The organism is Streptomyces sp. NPDC000075 (genome assembly GCF_040301925.1).
In the GTDB taxonomy this organism is placed as follows: domain Bacteria; phylum Actinomycetota; class Actinomycetes; order Streptomycetales; family Streptomycetaceae; genus Streptomyces; species Streptomyces polychromogenes.
In genome coordinates this window covers 23,412-41,814 of record NZ_JBEPFL010000039.1, presented here as the reverse complement: position 1 = coordinate 41,814, position 18,403 = coordinate 23,412, and the positions used below count along the sequence as shown (strand labels likewise).

Here is an 18,403-nt window from a genome sequence, read left to right as displayed (position 1 = left end):
GGAGGGCCGCGGACGGGACGTCCGGGGGGTTCAGCAGCCCTTGGTCCAGGTGTGGGAGCCGCCCTGGTCGTTGGCCCCGGCGTTGTAGCCGACCTCCTGCCCGGGGGCCAGGCAGAGCGTGACCCGGCCCAGCAGCTGACGCCCCTCGTACACCTTGACGTGGTCGGGCACGCCGGGACCGGAGACGCCGTGGTTGGCCCAGGAGGAGTCGTGCTTGAACATGTCGCCCTCCCACCAGTGGTCGTCACCGCTGTGCTCGATCTTCATGCCGTCGAAGTTCGCGTCCGTCCAGACGCAGAAGTAGCCGCTGCGGCAGTCGGCCGCCTCGGCGGCGGCCGAGGTGGCCAGGACGGCGCCGGTGGTGAGAACGGTGGCGGCGAGGAGGGTGATGAGGCGCTTCATGCGGGCGGGTTTCCCTTCGGTGGCGGGTTCTTGAGCACGGTGGTGGCTTCGGTGAGGGCGTGGGCGCGCAGCCGCTGCCACTCGGCGATCTCGTCGTGGTGGCGGGCCCGCACCTCGGCGAGGTCCCGGTGGGTGTGGTCGGCCTCGGGCCCGAGGTTGTTGACGACGACCGAGGCGCGGAACCAGCCGGGCTGGTCCCCGTACAGACGCCGCTGGGCGGCGGCGAGACAGCCGTCGGTGTGGGCGCGTACGACGTAGCCGGTGGGCAGGGTGAGGGACAGCTCGGCCGGGCCCGTGCCGAAGAGGGCCGCGTCGACCCGGCGTTCGTCGGTGCCGGGGAGCCGGGCCGCCCCGCTGCGCGGCGGGACGAGCCCCTGGCGGATCAGGCACGCGTCGGTGAGGCGCTCGGTGGCGGCCTTGATGACCTCGTCGGGGTCGGCGGTGCGCTCCGGAGCCCGGCCGGCGCAGCCCGTCAGCAGCGCGCAGGCCGCCGCGAGGGCGCAGGCCAGGGCGGCCGCGGCAGACGGCCTTGCGGCGGGCCGGCGTGCGCGCCGTCGGGGCCGGGCCCCGGCCGGTTCCTTGATCACGGACATGCTGTCTAGCCGCCCGGGCCCCCGGCGCGACAGGGCGGGCGCCCCGGACTCACCCGGCCGGGTGAGCGATTCACCCGGCGAAACGGTTCATCCGGCCGGACCGCACCCTCCGGCGGCGGGGTCACACCGTCCAGTACTCCGATCCCGCCGCCGGAGCGGGGCGCGGGGTCCAGCCCGAGCGGTCGGCGGCCGGGCTCCAGTCCGGGACGTCACCGAAGTAGATCCCCAACGCCCAGTAGTACTCGTCCTCGTGGAGGATGAGGTCGTACTCGCCGGACAGGTCGAGGCCGCACCACATCCGGTTGATCCGCGCCACCGCCTCGGCCCGGCCGACGCCCAACCGCTCGACCATCTCTCGCTCGATCGCCCGCAGCAGGTCCAGGGTCCGCGCCGACGTGGCCATCAGGTAAGCCTCCGGCTCCGTTTCCTCCATGGCCGTATTCTCCATTCTCCCCTCGCCCGTCCTACGGCCGGCGGCCGGTGTACAGGTCGCGCCGGACGCATGCGTCCCGGTCGGCCGTCAGCGGCCGTTCGCGCAGGATCCTCCGGGCGCGGGACTCGCCGAGGCTCGTGGCGTACCAGGGGACCTCACCGGCCCGGCGGAGGTCGTCGCGGATGGACAACAGGGCGCAGGAGCGCTGGGGTTCGGGCAGCCGGTCCAGGGCGGGGACCGCGTCCGCCGACAGCCCGCGCAGGTAGACCAGGTCGATCTCGCCGTCCCGCTGGTAGCGGGCGACGCCCGCCTCCGCGACGATCCCGTCGGGCGAGACGAGCCCGAAGGCCAGTACGGTCGCGGCCGCGCTCGCGACCACCGCGCGGGCCAGCCAGCGGCCGCCCGCCGCCCCGGCCGCCATCAGCAGCAGAATCACCAGGCCCAGCCACAGTTCCGTCGTGACCACGGACAGCCGCAGCCTCGTCAGTCCGAACGCGGCGACGTACAGGTCCATCCGGCGCACGGCGGAGGCGACCACCACCAGGGTCAGCAGGCACAGCGTGCCCAGCACCGCCCGGACCAGGCGGCGGTCCGCCGCCGTGCCCCGGGGCGCCCAGCGCAGGGCGAGCGCGATGACCGCGAGGACGAGGACGGTGGCCCACAGCAGCTGCCAGAACCCCTGGCGCGCGTACTGGGCGTGGCTGAGCCCGGTGCTCTCCAGCACCTTGTCGTAGCCGCCGAACAGCACGGCCAGCTGTACGGCGTTGAAGCCGGCGAAGAGCAGGTTGAGCAGGATCAGCGGCAGGCTCCACTCCAGCCGGGAACGCGGGGTGCCCGGGCGGGACTTCATCCGGTCCCAGCGGTGCGGGGCCGCGGCGCTGCGGGCGGCGGCGAGCGCGAGGACGGCGCCGGCCAGGAAGAGCAGGATCCGCAGCGGTCCCTCCCCCACGGAGACGTCGGGGACCAGGCCGCCCAGCAGGTCGGCGAAGGCCGCGTCGGCGGAGGCGAACAGCGCCCCGAACAGCAGCAGCAGGACCGCCCCCACCACGGCCGCCTTGGCTATGGGCAGCCAGTGTTCCCGGCCTGTCCCGCCGCCGCGCGCCCGGACGCCGGCCCAGGCCCAGCCGACTCCGCTGACGGCGCTGTCGAGGAAGCCGAGCGGGCCGAGCACCACGCCGGGCCACCTGCGGGTGCCGTGCAGGGCCAGGGCGGCCAGGGGTACGGCGGCCAGCACCGCCAGGGTGGACGGCCAGGCGGAGTCCCGCAGCGCCGGCACCGCGAGCAGCGCCGCGCAGCCGGCCGCCCACACCAGGCTCCAGGGGCGGGCCTTGCGGCCGGCGGCGCGGGCGGCGGCGTACGCGGCCACCATGGCGGGCAGTGCGGCGAGGAGCAGGCCGGGGCCCACCCCGTCCCCGAGGAGAACGGCGGCGGCGAGGCCCGCGCCGAGCGCGGCGGCCAGGGTGACGGTGCGGATCGGGGCGGCGTCGGCCGGGCGGATCCGCCGCCACATGGAGTTCGCCGCCCTCGCCTCGGCCTCCTCCCGGAGCTGCCGCTGGCGCAGCTGGTGCTGGTACAGCAGCCAGGCCGTCCGTTCGTGTCCGGGCAGGCCGGGGGCGGGCGGCGGAGGCGGGGCCTGGGCGGGTCCTCCCGGGTCCGCCTGCTGGGCGTGGTCGGCGGCGTTCTCGGACATCGGGTCCCTCCCCTGTTGCGGAGGGGCCAGCGTAGGCCCCTCCGCCAGGGTTTTGAACACATTCAATTGATCTCTGTGGCAGGACCGTGACAATCGCGAACCGCGTTCAGCCCCTGGTCAGTTGCCCAGGACCGTCGCGTAGGCCGTCTCCCGCACCTCCCGGTCCGGGTGGCGGCGCAGCGCCAGGACGGCGGCGCGGCAGGCGTCCGGCCAGTGCTGACGGGCCCCGAGGGCCCTGGTGAGGGCGGCGGCGAGGAGGCCATCGGCGAGGCCGCCGCCGGCCGCCAGCCGGCCGGCGGCGTCGAGGGCCGGGGCGGGGTCGGGCAGCGGGTCGCCGTACCGGTGCACCTGCTCCAGGTCCTCCGCCGCCCGGACCGCGAGGACCGGACGCTCCCGCACCGCGCGGACCAACGCGTCGAGCGCGCCCCACAGTTCGCGGCCGTCCGCCGTCAGGTCCACCGCCCCGACGAGGAGGGTGGTGCGAGTCGAGGCCAGCGCGGGTTCGGCCTCCAGCCTGCGGGCCAGGGCGGCGCACGTCCGGGCATCGCCCATCCTCGGACCGATGAGGCCCTCCAGGCGGCGGCGGGCGGGCAGGTCACCACCGGGCCCCGCGGCCTCCGCTTCGCCCGCCGCGACCAGGGCCAGGAGCCGGTCCACGACCCCGTGCACGAGGCTGCCGGGCGCCACTCCGCCCGTCGGATGGGGCAGTCCGGACGTGGCCAGGCGCCTCAGCCCGTAACCCGCCCGCGAGGCGCTCCGGGGCGAGGAGAGGTCGGTGTAGACCTCCGCCAGCGCCGCACCGGCCGCGGGCGTGTACGGCGCCCAGTCGTGCAGGACGGACAGGGCCCGCCCCGCCGTCGGCTCCCGCGCGACGGAGGGCAGCCGGGCCACGAGCTCCCCGTACCGGGGCCGGTGGGCGGGGGCCAGGTCCTCCGGTCCCCGGTCCAGGAGCGCGCACCGCGCCGCCTCGGGTCCGTCGGCGGCCGCCGATTCCAGCAGCTCCCACATCTCCTTCGCCGGCAGGAGCACCGGGGCCAGGCCGATGACGGCGGCCAGCACGTCCGGATGGACGCCCGGGGCACGGCCCACCCGCGCCAGCAGCGCGGTGGCGGCGCCCGGCGGCAGCTGGTGGGCGGCGAGCCGGACGGCCGCCTTCCGTACGGTGACCTTGACCCCGCTCTCGCGGGTCAGGACGTCCTGGAGCAGGGCCGCGACCCGAGTGGGTCGGGCGTGCGCGGCGGCGCGCCCCGCCGCGCTCCAGGCGGCCACGGCCCGGTCGTCCCCGGCGAGGGCGAGCAGGGCCTCCAGGGCCGCGGCCGGGTCGTCCGTGTGGGCGGCCGCGTCCAGGGCCGCCGCGCCCAGCGCCGGTTCGGCCGCCCGCCCGTCGCCGGGCCCGGCCCCGGTGGGGGCGTACCGCCGGAGCAGTTCCCGTCCGTACACCGGTACGGGGGCCACCGCGCGGAGCACCGCGGCGCGTTCGTCGAGACCCCGGCCGGGATCGGCGACCACGGCGGCGGCCAGCCGGACGGCCGCCCGCTGCTGCCGGGGCAGCCAGCGGTCGGCGTGCCGGAAGGGCGGCAGCGGGCGGGCCGCCCCGGCCGCCGGGAACCGTCCCTCCGGGGGCGGGTCGGCGGCCAGCGCCGGGTCCAGCAGGTCGGTGCGCTCGGCGGCGAGGACGGCCAGGACCTCCGGTACGAAGGCTGCCGAGGGCTCCCGCTCCAGCAGTGCGGCCACCCGTTCGCGCCGGGTCGCGGGGGCGGCCAGCCAGGCCGCCGCGAGCTCCCCGAAGGCCCCGTCCGGGCAGGTGAGCAGGGCCTGTTCGAGGCGGTCCTGGAGTTCCGGGATCCGGGGGGCGCGGTGCCCGCAGGAGGCGGTGAGCGCGAGCAGGGGCGTGAAGTCGCCCCGGGCGGCCGCCCGGTCGAGCCACGGGCCGAGGGCGCCGAGCAGCGTGCGGATGCCGCTCACCGGGAGTCCGCGGCCCAGGCCGCCGAGTTCCACGGTGCCGGTGTGCGCGGTCAGCGCCTCCAGGACGCGCACGGCGGTCCGTGCGGCGCCCACGCCGTCGGCCGGGTCGGCCCCGGCGGGTCCGGCGGAGGCCTCCAGCAGGTTCAGGGCCAGCCGCCGGACCGTGCGCCGGGTCATCGGCGAGCAGTCCCGGGCCCGCAGGGCGTCCCGGCACAGCCCCTCCAGGAACGCGGCGCCGGTCCGCTCCCCGGCGCCGGCGGTGGGCACGGTCTCGTAGAGGGCCGCCAGGAGCAGGGGCGCCGGCAGGTCCGCGAAGGTGTCGAGGGCCTCCTGGCGTACCGGATCGCGCTCGTTGGCCAGCCGGCCGGCGGCCAGCGCGAGGACCTCCGCCACCTCCCCCGGCACGCGGGTGCGTCCCGCGTTGAAGGTGAGCCATGTCCAGAGCGTCCCGCGTTCGTCGGAGTCACCGGTGCCGAGGGCCGCCAGCAGCAGGGGGCGGGCCTCGGCGGGCGGCAGCAGGGAGATCATGCTCCAGATCTCCCAGGCCTCACCGTTCGTGGCGCGGAGCTCCGCGAGCGCGGCGCGGGCCCGGGCCTGCCGCTCGTCGGCGGGCAGCACGGCGAGCAGCGCTTCGTGCGCGTGGAGCCTGGCGCCCGGGGTCCGCGCGGCGAGGGCGGCGTCCAGGAAGGCGGCCCGGCGGGGCGGGGGCACCGACCGCAGCAGGTCGTGGAAGGCGCCCCGGTGGAACCAGCGGGCCGCGAGGCCGGGCAGGGACGGCGGACCGGCCGCCGCGAGCTGCCTCAGGACGGCTCGTCCGGGCAGCCGTTCCCACCGCCCGTGCCTGCGGGCAGGATCGGCGAGCCAGCGGGCGACGCGTTCGGCGTCCACCGCCACGAGGTCGCCCAGCCGGTCGTGCACCGGGCCGGGCAGGCAGCCGGGTCCGTGGCGTTCCAGCAGGTCGAGCACGCGGGCGGGCGCGGCCGGCAGAGCGGCGGCGACGCCGGTGGCGTGCTGCTTCCACCAGGGCTCGCGCAACCGCTCGGGCAGATCGCCCAGTTCCCGTTCCGCCTGGTCGAGGACGGCGGCCGGGTGGCGGACGGCGAGCGTGTTCCAGTCCTCGGGGGCGAGCGCCCCGGCGAGTTCGGGCAGCATGCGGGCGGTGAACTCCGGCGAACAGCCCGGCAGCAGGCGGGCCGCGTCCCGGTTTCCGTACTCGGCGCGCACCCGCGGGACCAGCCGCTCGGCGAGCGCGGACCGGCGCCCGTCGCGCAGCAGCCGGGCCAGGTCGGCGCGGACCACGGCGGGGGCGTCGTCGTGGGCGGCTTCGACGACGGCGTCCGGCACGGGCAGCCTCCGGGCCGCGCGTACGGCGTACCGGCGCACCACCGGATCGGGGTCTGCGAGCCGGGCCGCCAGGTGGCCGGTCTCCCCGCCGGCGAGGGCGGCGAGCGCGGCGAGGCGGCGCTCGTACGGGCCGAGCGCGTCCAGGGCGTCGAGCAGGGGGCGCAGTTCGCCGCGGCCGGCGAGCCGGTGCGCGGTGAGGGCGGTGTGCCGGAGCCGGTCGGCATGGGACAGGGGCTCGAGGGCGGCGAGCAGCTCGCCGGCGGTGAAGGTCATCGCGGGCATTGTGCCCGAGCGGCCGGGCCCGGTCCTACGGATTATCGGACCGCCGGGCAGCCGGTCCGCACCCGGCGTTCCGGGGCGTCGGTGGTGGGCCGGCCCGGGAGGGCGAACGCCGCGGGGGCGGACCGACGCCGTCGTCGGCCCGCCCCCGCGGTGCGGAGTCGTCCCGGGTCAGGCGCCCAGGTGGCTGCCCTTGAGCCACTCCTTCTCGCCGTCCTTGGCACAGCTGGAGGTGTAGACCGGGCCCGCGAACTGCGGGAGGTTGTGCGGCACCGCGGCGAAGGAGGAGCAGTTCGACGAGTAGGCCTTGTGACCGCCGGAGAAGTAGTCGATGTCGACCCCATCGTGGGCCAGGGCGGCGCCGGCCCCGCCCAGGAGGATGCCGGCGGCCAGGACGGAGGCGGTGACGGCGGAACGAATACGCATGACTCCCCTAAGGATCGATCGGTGGAAGCGACGCGCCGTGTGTGGGCGCGTCGGCCGGTCCAACCGTCCGGGGCCCCCGGCGGGAACGGCCGTTCACTCCGATGCCACAGAGGTATCGTTTCGCCACTGCTCAGACGCCCGCCGCCGGAAGGTCTCCGGGAGCGTGGACCGTCGGCCGACGAGCGCCTCCAGGACGCGCTCGCGCAGGAGTTCGTACTCCTCGCGGAGCCTGCCCCACTCGGAGACGGGCGGACGGGGGATCACGGTGCCCCCGACGACCGCCTCCCCGGGGCCGAACTGCTCGCGGGTCAGGTCGACGTCGATGCCCGGGCCCAGCCGGTTCCACCAGTGGTAGTCCACGCGCACCCCGTCCACGTGGACCTCGCCGCGGACCACCTCGCCGCCCAGCAGGTCGTTCAGCACCATGGCGGTCACCCCGCACTGGTCCCGGGCCGGGTTCTCAGCGGTCCAGCGCGACCGGTACTCGGGGGTGCAGGTCTCGGCGCTCCAACTGCTGCGGACGGCGCGTTCGATGTCGGTGAGGAGCAGAGGTGTCGTCATGCCCGCGATGCTGCCAGGGGGCACTGACAGCGGTCCTGACGCACCGTCCGGACCGGGGCCCCGGGCGGCTCGGGGCCGATTGTCAGTGGCGGGTGCGAGGATCTTTCCATCACTTCGGAAATCGGGGGAGCGGCCATGTCCGGAAACCAGAACTACATCAATCACGTCGCCCTTGTGCTGGACGCCAGTTCGTCGATGTCGCACCTCAGCGGAAAGGTCGTCGAGGTGGCCGATCAGCAGATCGCCTATCTGGCGCGCCGGTCGGAGGAACTCGACCAGGAGACCCGGGTCACGGTGTACGTGTTCGCCGACACGGTGGAATGCGTCATCTACGACAAGGACGTGCTGCGCATGCCGTCCCTGAAGCAGCTGTACCGGGTCGGCGGGATGACCGCCCTGCTGGCGGCCACGCTGAAGTCCCAGCGGGAGCTGGCGCAGACGGCCCAGCTCTACGGCGACCACAGCTTCCTGACGTTTGTGCTCACCGACGGCCAGGAGAACGCCAGTCACCGCTGCCCGGACGCGCCCTCCCGGGACCCGCGCGAGCTGACGCGGGCGATGGCCTCGATGATCGAGACGCAGCAGGACAACTGGACCCTGGCCGTCCTCGTACCGGACCAGATGGGCAAGCGCGAGGCCATGGCATGCGGCTTCCCCAAGGACAACATCGCCATCTGGGACGCCACGAGCACGCGGGGCCTCGAAGAGGCCGGGCAGGTCATCCGCGAGGCCACCGAGAAATTCATGGTGGGCCGTACGAAGGGGATCCGGGGTTCGCGGGCGGTGTTCTCCGCGGGCGCCGAGGCGGTCAATGCGAAAACCGTCATGGCGGCCGGTCTCACCGCCGTGGAACAGGGCGATTACCAGCTCATTCCGGTGGCGCGCGAGGCGGGAATCCGCGAATGGATCGTCGAATGCGGGCACACGTACCGCACGGGTGGCGCCTATTACCAGCTGAGCAAGCCCGAGAAGGTCCAGGCGCGCAAGAAGATCGCGGTTCTGGAGAAGAAGACGGACCGGGTGTACACGGGACCGCAGGCGCGCTCCCTGCTCGGTCTGCCGGACGCGGAGGTCCGCGTCAAGCCCGACCAGAACGACGACTTCACGATCTTCGTGCAGAGCACCAGCGTGAACCGGAAGCTGGTGCCGAACACCCGTCTGCTGCTGATGGGCTGACGGCTCGGGCGTCCCGCCGGCCGGGCCGGCCGGCGGGACGCCCTGCGCGGCCTTCGGCCCCCCGCTACGCCGCCTGGAGGGCCAGGGTCGGGGAGAGCCGGGCGGCGCGGACCGCCGGGTAGAGGCCCGCCAGGGTGCCGATGGCCAGGGTGGCCGCGAAGCCGCCGGTGACCGCCCACAGGGGGACCACCCAGGGGAGGTCGCCGGTGCGGGCGTACACCCCGGTGGCCGCGGCCCCCAGTGCGATGCCCGCGAGCCCGCCGAGCCCGGACAGCAGCAGGGACTCCGTCACGAACTGGATCCGGATCTGGCCCCTGGTCGCGCCCAGCGAGCGGCGCAGGCCGATCTCGTGACGGCGCTCCAGCACCGAGATGATCATCGTGTTGGCCACGCCGACGCCGCCCACGAGCAGGGCGATCCCGCCGAGGCCGAGGAGGAGCGTGCTGAACGCGCCCTCGGTGGCGGCCTTGGCCTGGAGCGCCGCCGAGGGGTCGGTCACCGACACCGTGGTCGGGCTCTGCGGGTTGGCGGTCCGCGCGATCAGGTCGCGCACCCGGGCGACGCGGTCGTCCGCGGAGCGCTCGTACACGGCGGTCGGGTGGCCGTCGAAGCCGAGCAGTTCCCCGGCCGCCTGCCAGCCGACCAGTGCCGAGCGTTCGATCTCGGGCGCGAGCGGGACCGGGTCCAGGATGCCGATGACCGTGAAGTACCGGCCTCCGATGAAGACCTGGCCGCCCGGGGCGCTGATGCCGAGCCGCTCCGCCGTGACGTGGCCCAGCACCACCGACGGGTAGCGGGAGGTGGCGTCGTTCAGCCAGACCCCCGCGCGCATGCGGGCCCGCAGCACCCCCGGCAGGTCGTCCTTGACCGCCTTCACGGCGATCCCGCCGGTCTCCTCCTCGGGGATCTTCTCCGAGCGGCGCACCGACTCCGGCACGTCGCCCGTCGTGCCCACCGACTCGACGCCCTCGATGCGGGAGACCATGCCGGGGGCCTCCTTGGGGAGGGTGGTGTCCTGACCCGCGAACATGGACCGGCCGGGGGTGACGACCAGCATGTTCGTGCCCAGTTTCTCCAGTTCCGCCAGCAGTTTGGCCTGGCTGGAGGAGGAGACGCCGACCACCGCGATCATCGTCGCGATACCGATGGCGATACCGAGCGCCGACAGGAACACCCGCGTCGGACGCGACCGGAGCCCCGCCGAGCCGACGTACAGGACATCGCGGGGGCCGAGACGGGACGGCCGGAGCCGGGCCGCCCCGGCCGGAGCCTGATCGTTCACGACGGCTCCCCGTGGTTGCGCGGCAGCGCGCCCGGGTGCGGACCCGGCCGCGGGTGCCGGGCGTCGGAGACGATCTCCCCGTCCCGGATCCGGACGGACCGGGGCAGGCTCGCCGCGATCTCCTGGTCGTGGGTGATCACGGCGATGGTGGCCCCCTCCCGGTTCAGCTCGTGCAGCAGTTCCATCACCGAGCGCCCGGACGCCGAGTCGAGCGCGCCCGTGGGCTCGTCGGCGAGCAGCAGGTCGGGTTCCCCGGCCACGGCCCGGGCGATCGCCACGCGCTGCTTCTGCCCGCCGGACAGCTCGTGCGGCCGGTGTTCCATCCGGTCGCCGAGGCCCACGCGCTCCAGGGCGGCCGCCGCGCGGCGGCCGCGCTCGGCCCGGGAGAGGCCGGAGTAGAGCAGCCCCTCGGCGACGTTGGCCCGGGCGCTGATGCCCGGGACGAGGTGGAAGGACTGGAAGACGAAGCCGACGTGGCGGGAGCGCAGGGCGGACAGGGCCCGGTCGGAGAGGGCCGCCACGTCGTGTCCGGCGATGGCGACGCGGCCGGCGCTGGGCCGGTCCAGGGTTCCGACGATGTGCAGGAGGGTGGACTTCCCCGACCCGGACGGGCCGACGATGCCGAGGAGTTCCCCGTCCAGGACGGTGAGGTCCACTCCGCGCAGCGCCTGGACGCCGCCGGGGTACTCCTTGGTGACGCCGGTCAGCTCCACGACCGGGCGGGCGTGTCGGGTGTCGTCCGCGTGGAGGGTGTGGTGGGTGTGCGCCGGGGTGCTCATGCGTTCGGCACCCCCACTCGCGCGCCCTCCTTCAGGGCGTCGCCCCTGACCTCGACCCGGCCCTGGCCGAACATGCCGAGCTCCACCGGGACCTCCCGTACGGTGCCGTTCTCGACGACCTGGACGCCGAAGCCGCCGCCCGCGAGGGCGAGCAGGGCGTTGACGGGGACGGAGAGGACGCCCTTGCGGGTCTCACCGGTCAGCCGGACCGACACCGGGGACCGGTCGGGGCCCTTGGCCCGGGCGGCGTCGTCCAGGGTGACGGTGACCTGGACCTTCGGCTTCCCGTTCCCGCCGCCTCCCCCACCGCCCCCGCCGGAGCCGCCGGAGCCGGAGCCGTTGCCCTCGCCGTCCGGGCCGGCGGTGCTGCCCACCGCGTCGATCTTCCCGGTGGCCGTCGCGCCGCCGGGCAGGGTCACCGTCACCGGATCGCCGCTCTTGGCCGTGCCCGCCTTGGCCGCGTCCAGCTGGAAGCGGACCATCCGCTCGGTGCCGGTCAGGGTGAGCACGGGTTTGCCGGGGCCGGGCTCGTCGCCGACCTGCGTGTCGCTCCGCTGGACCCGTTGCGGGCCGGAGGCGAAGGCGATGTCCTCCTTGCCGACCTCTCCCGTCTCGGGCGCCTTGTGGGCCTTCTGCCAGCGTTTGACGGCAGCGGCGGTGCCGGCCGTGTAGGTGGCGTCGGCCGGGTCGAGCCCGGTGCCGTGGCCCAGGGCGATGAGGTTGCGTTTGAGCTGGGTGACGTCCTCGCCCTTGTCGCCCGTCTTGAGCTGCCGGTACATCGGCGTGGTCCCGTACATCAGGCGCACCGCCCTGCCGGCCACCTCGTAGAGCCTGCCGTCCCGCTCGACGGCCGTTCCGGCGGCCGCGGCCCAGGTGAGGATGCCGGGGCCGGGGGCGTTCAGCCGGCGCTCCTGCGCGTAGCCGAGGGTGCCTTCGACGGTGAGGCCCGAGCTGAGGTCACCGCGCCGGACCGGTTCGGTCCGCTGCGGCAGGCCGCCGGCGCGCCCGTCCTGGTCCGCCGCCCGGTCCGCGCGGGGCTGGGCGGTCACGGCGTAGCCGCCCCCCGTGGCGGCGACGGCGACCGCGAGGGAGCCGAGGAGCCACTTGCCGCGCCGGTTCACGCGGCCTGGCACTTCTTCTGGGCCTCCTCGAAGGCCTGCTCCTGCCCCTCGGGGATCTTCGTGGAGCTCATCGCGTTCCCCTTGAACTCCGGGTCCGGGACGTTGACGCCGTTGTCGCGCATGCACTTGGCCCACTTCAGGGCCTTGTCCTTGTCGGCCTGCGGCATCTCCCCGGTGCCGGGTGCCTGCATCCCGCAGGCCTCGAAGGCCTTCTTGAGGGCTTCGGGGTCCTCGCCGCCGGTGCCGAGGGTCATGCCGCGCGGGTCCTGGCCGGGCTGGGGGTCGGGGGCGTCTATCCCGTGCTCGCGCAGGCACTTGCGTACCCGGAGGGCCTTGTCCGCGTCCTGGCCGGCTCCGGCCTTGCCGTCGCCCTTGCCGGAGGCTCCGGCGTTCTGCCCCGTGGCGTCCTTCCCTCCTCCGGAGGAGCCGGTGCCCGTGCACGCGGTGACGAGGAGGGCCAGGCCGGTGACGACTCCGGCGGCGGTCATGGTCATGGTCGAGGATCGGTTCATGGGGCGGAGCCTGCCGGGGAGGTCGGTTTCGCTTCCTTCACCGATCATGTTTACGACGAGGAAATGCGGCCTTCGAGTAGAGAGGGCACATGCGAGTTCTGGTGGTGGAGGACGAGGAGTTCCTCCGGGAGATGATCGCGGAGGGGCTGCGCCGTGACGCCCTCGCCGTCGACGAGGCGGGCGACGGGCTGGAGGCCCTGCGACGGCTGCGGCTGGGCGAGTACGACGTGCTCGTCCTGGACCGCGACCTGCCCGGGCTGCACGGGGACGAGGTCTGCCGCCAGATCGTGCGGGAGCGGCTGCTGACGCGGGTGCTGATGCTGACCGCCTCGGGGACGGTGCGCGACCGGGTGGAGGGGCTGGGGCTCGGCGCCGACGACTACCTGACCAAGCCGTTCTCCTACGACGAGCTGCTGGCGCGGGTGCTGGCCCTGGGGCGGCGCGCGCATCCGGCGCTGCCGCCGGTCCTGGAGCGGTGCGGCGTCGCCGTGGACACGGCGCGGCGGACGGCCACCCGGGACGGGCGGCGCCTCGCGCTGTCCCGGAAGGAGTTCGCGGTGCTGGAGGCGCTGCTGCGGGCCGAGGGCGCGGTGCTGGGCAATGACGACCTGATCGAGCGGGTGTGGGAGCAGGACACCTCGTACCGGACGAACGCCGTCCGGGTCACGCTCAGCAAGCTGCGGGCGAAGCTGGGCGAGCCGCAGCTGATCGAGACCGTGCCGGGCGTCGGCTACCGGATCGCTGATCCGCTGTGAGAGCGGTGCTCCGTTCCGAGCGCGCCCGTCTCACCGCGCTGTACGGGTCGCTGCTCGTGCTCGCCGGCGGCGGCCTGATCGCCCTGGTCAACATCCTGCTGCGGGGTGGTCTGTACGCCCGGATCAGCGGCGCGGTCACCACGGCCGTGCCGCGCGGCGACTTCGAGAAGGCCCTGACGGAGGAGTGGAGGACCCCGGTCCCGGCCCAGAGACTGCCGCCCGGCGGCCAGGTGCCGAGCCAGGAGCAGCTGAAGGGGTACGCGGTGACCCGCAACCTCTCCGCCGCCGTCGAGCAGGCCGCCCTGCACGAGGTGCTGCTGGTCTCGCTCGTCGCGCTGGCCGTCTTCGCCGTGCTGTCGATCTGGCTGGCCTGGTGGATGGCGGGCCGGGTGCTGCGGCCGGTGGGGGTGATCACGGAGACGGCGCGCCGCCTGTCCGGGGCGAACCTGCACGAGCGGATCGGCCTGCGGGCCCCGCCCGGCGAGCTGAAGCGGCTCGCCGACACCTTCGACGGGATGCTCGACCGGATGGAGAGCCTGGTGGGGGCGCAGCGCCGGTTCGCCGCCAACGCCGCGCACGAGCTGCGCACGCCGCTGGCCGTGCAGCGGGCGGCGGCGGAGATCGGGCTGGCGGGGGATCCGTCACCGGAGAAGGTGGCGCGGATCCGGGAGCGGCTGATCGGGGTCGCGGAGTCCAGCGAGCACCTGATCGAGTCGCTGCTGCTGCTCGCGGTGTCGGAGGAGGGCCTGGAGAGCACCGGGCCGGTGGACCTGGCGGCGCTGGCCGAGGCGGGCCTGGCGGCGACGGCCCACGAGGGGCTGGCGGTGGTCACCGACCTCGCGCCGCTGACGGTCGAGGGCGACCGGGCCCTGCTGGACCACCTGGTCCGCAACCTGCTCACCAATGCCGTGCGCCACAACCGGGCGGGCGGCCGGATCGAGGTGAGCACTTCGCCGGAGCCGGGCGGCGGGGCCCTGACGGTGTCCAACACCGGCCCGGTGATCGATCCGCAGGACGTGCCCCGGCTGCTGGAGCCCTTCCGGCGGCGGGCCGAGCGCCGCCACACGGCGGGCGAGGGCGCGGGCCTCGGCCTGTCGCTCGTCGCCTCGATCGCCCGCGCCCACGGCGCCCGGCTGCGGGCGGAGGCGAATCCCGCGCCGGACGGGGGCATGACGGTGCGGGTCTGCTTCCAGGCCCCGGTCTGAGAGCGGACCGGAGCGGGCGGCGCGTCCGATTCGCCCGATGTGAGCCGTCCCACGGTTCCTTGACCGGGGCGGGCGGCGCTCCCTAGCGTCGAGAGGGCGGCCCGGTGTCCGCTTCCCCGACCGGACGCCCGGCACCGCGTACTTCCGGCGACCGGACCCCACGCAGAGGAGAGCGCGTCCATGGGCATGAGCAGCAGTTCCGCGCACCGCCGGCGGACGGGCGGCGCCGTGGCGGCGGCCGTCCTCGGCCTTCTGGCGGCGGCCGGCGGACCGGCCCTCGCCGCGACGGACGCCTCCTCCCCCGGCCGCTCCCCGGACAAGGACGCCTCCGCTTCCGTCCATGGGGCCGGCTCCGTTCCGCAGGGCATATCCCGGCTCGCCCAGGGCACGGGCCGGGACATCGCGATCACCGTGGACGACGGCCCGGACCCGACCTGGACTCCGCAGGTGCTGCGGGTGCTCCGGCAGAACCACGTCAAGGCCACCTTCTGCCTGGTGGGGACGCGCGCGCGGAAGTACCCGGAGCTGGTGCGGGAGATCGCCGCCGACGGGCACCAGCTGTGCGACCACTCCGTCGACCACGACGAGACCATGGACCACAAGCCGGTCGCCTACCAGCGGGACCAGATCCTGGGCGGCAAGGCCATGATCGAGGCGGCCGTACCGGGCGTCGCGGTGAACTACTACCGCGCGCCGGGCGGCGCCTTCACGCCCGAGAGCCGGGCGATCGCCGCGGAGAACGGGATGCGCCCCCTGGGCTGGAGCGTGGACCCCAAGGACTGGAGCCGCCCCGGCCTGCCGGCCATCGTCTCCGCCGTGGAGGACAAGCTCCCCGCGCGGCCCACGGTCCTCTTCCACGACGGGGGCGGCGACCGCAGCCAGACCGTGGCCGCCCTGGAGCAGTACCTCCCCTGGCTCAGGTCCCACTCCTACACGTTCACCTTCCCGGCGCGGACCGCGCCCTGAGGGACACGCTGAGCGCCGCCGCGAAGGCGGACGGGGAGTCCGCCGAGAGGTAGACGGTCGCCGCGTCCACCCGGCCGGCGCGGCCCAGGTCCAGACGGACGGGCGGGTCGAGGTGCAGGGCGACGTTGACGGCGGCCTCCACCGAGCAGGCCACCGCCCCCGGTTCGCCCGGCACGGGGCGCGGGCCGCGGCCCGGGACGGTGCGGACGACCGGTGCGGCGGAGCGGACCGCCGCGCGGGGCAGCGCCACCTCCCCGAGGAACCCGGTCCGCAGCACCACGTGCGCGTCGTCCACCATGTGCGGATGGCGCAGCAACGAGGCCACCAGGCCCAGCCCGGCCAGGATCATCAGCAGTTCGGTCACCGCGTGCACCACCCGGAGCGCGGGCGGCAGCATCGAGGAGATCACGAACGCCGTCACGACCTCCGTGCCCGCCAGGACCAGCACCAGCTGCCGCGTCGCGGCCGAGTGCCGAAGCCCCGGCGCGGGCCGGCCTGGCGGCAGCCGGCGCCCGAGGGACGCGCCCCACAGCCGTACGATCGCGGCCGCCGTGGGCCTGGGCGTCACCCGGCCCGGCACCGGCTCCTTCTCCGTCACGCGCTTCCCCCGTCCCGTCGGCCCGTCGGTGTCCCCACCAGCTTCGCTGCGGGTCCGGGGCGCCGGAAGTGACGGATGTCAGGTTTCGCGCGGTGGGGCGGCGTAGGCGGCCACGCCCTGGCGGGCCGTGGGGGTGTTGGGGGGGACGCGGAGCCGGTGGGTTCTCGGCCCGGATCCGATCCGGCGTCAGCTCCCCCGCACCGGCCGGGAATCCGGCCGGTGCGGGGATTCCGTGTCCGGCGGCCCGGCGGGCGCGGGAATCATCCCGGCGCGGACTCGGTTTCCCGGTTCCTCACCGCCCTCCTGACCGGCTGTCGCCGCTCGCTCGGCGGCGGCGGTGCGGGCGCGGGCCCACGCGGGATGGCACATGGGGTGACTCCTGTCGTCGTCGTGGCGTCCTCGTCCGCAGGCTAAGTCCGGGTGGTGGCCGCGTGCTTCTCCGATCCTGACCACAGTGCTCGCGGCGGCCCGCACGGAGGGCGGAATTCCGGCGGGGCATACTGGGGCGCGGCCGGTGCGCACACCTTCCGTTCGCCGGTCCCCGCCTGCGGCTTCACCGCCCTGCCGGCGGTCACGTCCACCCTCCCGCGAGGAGCAGCACGCGCATGTCGATACCCCCTCAGCCACCGCCGTACCCGCAGCAGCCGTACGGGCAGCCGGGGCAGTTCGGGCAGCCCGGCCAGCCGGGACAGCCCGGGATGCCCGGGCCCGCGAACCCGTACGGCGGTGCGCAGCAGGGCTGGTACCCGCCGCCTCCGCAGAAGACCAACGCCCTGTCCGTGGTGGCGTTCGTGATGTCGATCGTCTGCGCGATCCCGACCGTTCCGCTGATCCTGGGCATCGTCGCGCTCTCCCAGATCCGCAAGAACGGTGAGAAGGGCAGGGGGCTGGCCATCGCGGCCATCGTGATCCACGGCATGACCATCGCGTTCTACGCGGTCGCGATCGTCCTCGGGCTGTCGGGGGCGTTCGACGAGGGTCCGCGCCCGCAGCGCGACACCCAGGGCCAGGTCACGGCGCCGGGCTCCAGCAAGGTGGAGGACATCCGCAAGGGCGACTGCTTCAACACCGACGACGACCTGGCGAAGACCCAGCGGGGCGACGGCACCCAGGCCCGCCTGTCGGTGCGGACGGTGCCCTGCGACCAGCCCCACGAGGGCGAGGCGTACGCCGTCTTCACGCTGGACGACGGGGTGTTCCCCGGCGCGGAGAAGGTGGTCCGGATCTCCGAGGAGAAGTGCGGCGGGACCGCGCTGACCGGCTACGTGGGCGACGCCGCGAAGCTGCCGAAGAACCTGGAGGTCTTCTACTACTACCCGCAGGCCAGCAGCTGGATCCAGGGCGACCGCACGGTCACCTGCTTCCTGGGCAGCTCCGGCGGTACGAGCACCGGTTCCGCCCGCGGCGGTTCCTGACCCACCGTCCGCGCACCCCCTCGCCGGCCCCGCGCCGTCCGCGCACGCGGTCCGCGTTCGCTCAGGGCCGGTCGCGGGGCCGGCGGGCGCGGGGCGCGGGCCGCTCCGGGCGGTACAGGGCCTCCGGCGGGACGGGCAGGCGGGGTTCCAGCGGGCTGGGGTCGGCCATCAGCCGGCCGAGTCCGGTGAGCGCGTCGGCGGCGAGCCGGCCCAGGACGGCGTCGAAGGCCCCGTACAGGCTGCCGCTCTCCCCGACCAGCAGCACGCAGTTCCCGCGCGCGAACTCCCCCACCGGGTACACCGGCTCGTCCGCCGCCCGGCTCCACGTGCCCACCCAGCCCAGGACGTCCGCTCCCCCTCGGATGTCGATGTCGTCGGGGGTGCCGCCGCGCGGATCGGCGAACGTCAGGTGCAGCCCGCCGAACTCGGCCAGGAACTCGGCCGCCGCGCGCGGTGGGGGCCCGTACCGCTCCACCGTGTCCGGCGCGGGCCCGGGCCCCGAACTGCGGCCGGGCGTCCACCCGGCGGCCCGCAGCACCGCCCGGGCCGCTTCGCGCCAGGCCTCCTCGCGGGGCGTCATGCGTCCACGGACCAGCCGGCGAGCGCCGGGGTCGGCGGGCCGGGCCGATCAGGGAGTCGGCGGGGAGCGGGCACGGTGCGCAGGGTGTCAGTCCTTCTTCTTCGCCAGGTTCTCCACGAGACCCTGGGCCTTGTCGACGGCCGTGTCGATCGTGGCGCTGTGCTTGCCGTCGGTCTTCTGGTCGACGAGGTCGCCGACCTTCTCCAGCCCGGTGGTGATCACGCCGCCGTGCGTCTGGGCGATCTCCTCGGCCTTGTCCTTGAGGTTCTTCAAGGCGTCGAACATGGTGGACCCGTCCCCTCCGGTGGATTGCTGTAAAGG

At 75.1% G+C, this 18,403-nt stretch carries 19 protein-coding genes; 5 read left to right on the top strand and 14 right to left on the bottom strand.

Annotated elements, in window-relative coordinates:
- Positions 1-30: 30 nt before the first annotated feature.
- The 7 genes from ABT403_RS32755 to ABT403_RS32725 all read right to left on the bottom strand — a co-directional run bounded on the left by ABT403_RS32755 (position 31) and on the right by ABT403_RS32725 (position 7,693).
- Positions 31-402: a peptidase inhibitor family I36 protein gene (locus ABT403_RS32755; RefSeq protein WP_344158321.1), complete on the bottom strand. Its 372-nt coding sequence runs from the start codon at positions 400-402 to the stop codon at positions 31-33.
- Positions 399-995 carry a hypothetical protein gene (locus ABT403_RS32750; RefSeq protein ID WP_344158319.1) on the bottom strand — a complete coding sequence of 199 codons (597 nt, stop codon included), beginning with the start codon at positions 993-995 and terminating at the stop codon, positions 399-401. Before ABT403_RS32750 ends, ABT403_RS32755 begins: the two co-directional genes overlap by 4 nt.
- Positions 996-1,116: 121 nt before the next feature.
- Positions 1,117-1,428: a hypothetical protein gene (locus ABT403_RS32745; RefSeq protein ID WP_344158318.1), complete on the bottom strand. Its 312-nt coding sequence runs from the start codon at positions 1,426-1,428 to the stop codon at positions 1,117-1,119.
- 31 nt (positions 1,429-1,459) lie between these two features.
- On the bottom strand, positions 1,460-3,118 hold the full coding sequence (locus tag ABT403_RS32740) for a DUF4153 domain-containing protein (protein ID WP_344158317.1): 1,659 nt from the start codon (positions 3,116-3,118) through the stop codon (positions 1,460-1,462).
- A 117-nt stretch (positions 3,119-3,235) separates the two neighbouring features.
- Positions 3,236-6,700: a hypothetical protein gene (locus tag ABT403_RS32735; protein ID WP_344158315.1), complete on the bottom strand. Its 3,465-nt coding sequence runs from the start codon at positions 6,698-6,700 to the stop codon at positions 3,236-3,238.
- Between the two features lie 177 nt (positions 6,701-6,877).
- Positions 6,878-7,132: a hypothetical protein gene (locus ABT403_RS32730; protein ID WP_344158313.1), complete on the bottom strand. Its 255-nt coding sequence runs from the start codon at positions 7,130-7,132 to the stop codon at positions 6,878-6,880.
- A 93-nt stretch (positions 7,133-7,225) separates the two neighbouring features.
- Complete coding sequence (locus ABT403_RS32725; protein WP_344158311.1) at positions 7,226-7,693, bottom strand: YunG family protein; 468 nt, start codon at positions 7,691-7,693, stop codon at positions 7,226-7,228.
- A 135-nt stretch (positions 7,694-7,828) separates the two neighbouring features.
- On the opposite strand from ABT403_RS32725, the gene ABT403_RS32720 reads away from it, so the two are divergent.
- The gene (locus tag ABT403_RS32720) at positions 7,829-8,869 is read left to right on the top strand and encodes a vWA domain-containing protein (RefSeq protein ID WP_344158309.1); all 1,041 of its coding nucleotides are present in this window, start codon (positions 7,829-7,831) and stop codon (positions 8,867-8,869) included.
- Between the two features lie 64 nt (positions 8,870-8,933).
- Here the strand turns inward: ABT403_RS32720 and ABT403_RS32715 are convergent, their stop codons facing one another.
- Genes ABT403_RS32715 through ABT403_RS32700 form a run of 4 tightly spaced genes read right to left on the bottom strand, consistent with a single transcriptional unit; the run spans position 8,934 to position 12,563 of the window.
- Entirely contained in the window at positions 8,934-10,151 is a 1,218-nt protein-coding gene (locus tag ABT403_RS32715) for an ABC transporter permease (RefSeq protein WP_344158307.1), read from the bottom strand.
- A complete protein-coding gene (locus tag ABT403_RS32710; RefSeq protein WP_344158305.1) occupies positions 10,148-10,930 on the bottom strand; it encodes an ABC transporter ATP-binding protein in 783 nt (260 codons plus the stop codon). Before ABT403_RS32710 ends, ABT403_RS32715 begins: the two co-directional genes overlap by 4 nt.
- Entirely contained in the window at positions 10,927-12,063 is a 1,137-nt protein-coding gene (locus ABT403_RS32705) for a peptidoglycan-binding protein (protein WP_344158303.1), read from the bottom strand. The genes ABT403_RS32710 and ABT403_RS32705 overlap by 4 nt, the downstream gene beginning before the upstream one ends.
- Positions 12,048-12,563 (bottom strand): hypothetical protein, encoded by a 516-nt coding sequence (locus ABT403_RS32700; protein ID WP_344158301.1) that lies wholly within the window; start codon positions 12,561-12,563, stop codon positions 12,048-12,050. Before ABT403_RS32700 ends, ABT403_RS32705 begins: the two co-directional genes overlap by 16 nt.
- 89 nt (positions 12,564-12,652) lie before the next feature.
- On the opposite strand from ABT403_RS32700, the gene ABT403_RS32695 reads away from it, so the two are divergent.
- The 3 genes from ABT403_RS32695 (at position 12,653) to ABT403_RS32685 (ending at position 15,489) form a co-directional block, all read left to right on the top strand.
- Positions 12,653-13,318: a response regulator transcription factor gene (locus ABT403_RS32695; RefSeq protein ID WP_344158299.1), complete on the top strand. Its 666-nt coding sequence runs from the start codon at positions 12,653-12,655 to the stop codon at positions 13,316-13,318.
- 5 nt (positions 13,319-13,323) lie between these two features.
- Entirely contained in the window at positions 13,324-14,523 is a 1,200-nt protein-coding gene (locus tag ABT403_RS32690; protein WP_344158297.1) for a sensor histidine kinase, read from the top strand.
- A gap of 180 nt (positions 14,524-14,703) precedes the next feature.
- On the top strand, positions 14,704-15,489 hold the full coding sequence (locus tag ABT403_RS32685; RefSeq protein ID WP_344158295.1) for a polysaccharide deacetylase family protein: 786 nt from the start codon (positions 14,704-14,706) through the stop codon (positions 15,487-15,489).
- Here ABT403_RS32685 and ABT403_RS32680 read toward each other — a convergent pair.
- Positions 15,461-16,087 (bottom strand): hypothetical protein, encoded by a 627-nt coding sequence (locus ABT403_RS32680; RefSeq protein ID WP_344158293.1) that lies wholly within the window; start codon positions 16,085-16,087, stop codon positions 15,461-15,463. The two genes, ABT403_RS32685 and ABT403_RS32680, sit on opposite strands and share 29 nt — an antisense overlap.
- Positions 16,088-16,692: 605 nt before the next feature.
- Between ABT403_RS32680 and ABT403_RS32675 the strand changes: the two genes are divergently transcribed.
- Entirely contained in the window at positions 16,693-17,502 is an 810-nt protein-coding gene (locus ABT403_RS32675; RefSeq protein ID WP_344158291.1) for a DUF4190 domain-containing protein, read from the top strand.
- Between the two features lie 61 nt (positions 17,503-17,563).
- On the opposite strand, the gene ABT403_RS32670 is transcribed toward ABT403_RS32675, so the two are convergent.
- Positions 17,564-18,082, bottom strand: a complete 519-nt coding sequence (locus ABT403_RS32670) for an SUKH-3 domain-containing protein (protein ID WP_344158289.1) — start codon at positions 18,080-18,082, stop codon at positions 17,564-17,566.
- Between the two features lie 87 nt (positions 18,083-18,169).
- Entirely contained in the window at positions 18,170-18,367 is a 198-nt protein-coding gene (locus ABT403_RS32665) for an antitoxin (RefSeq protein ID WP_344158287.1), read from the bottom strand.
- Between the last annotated feature and the right edge of the window lie 36 nt (positions 18,368-18,403).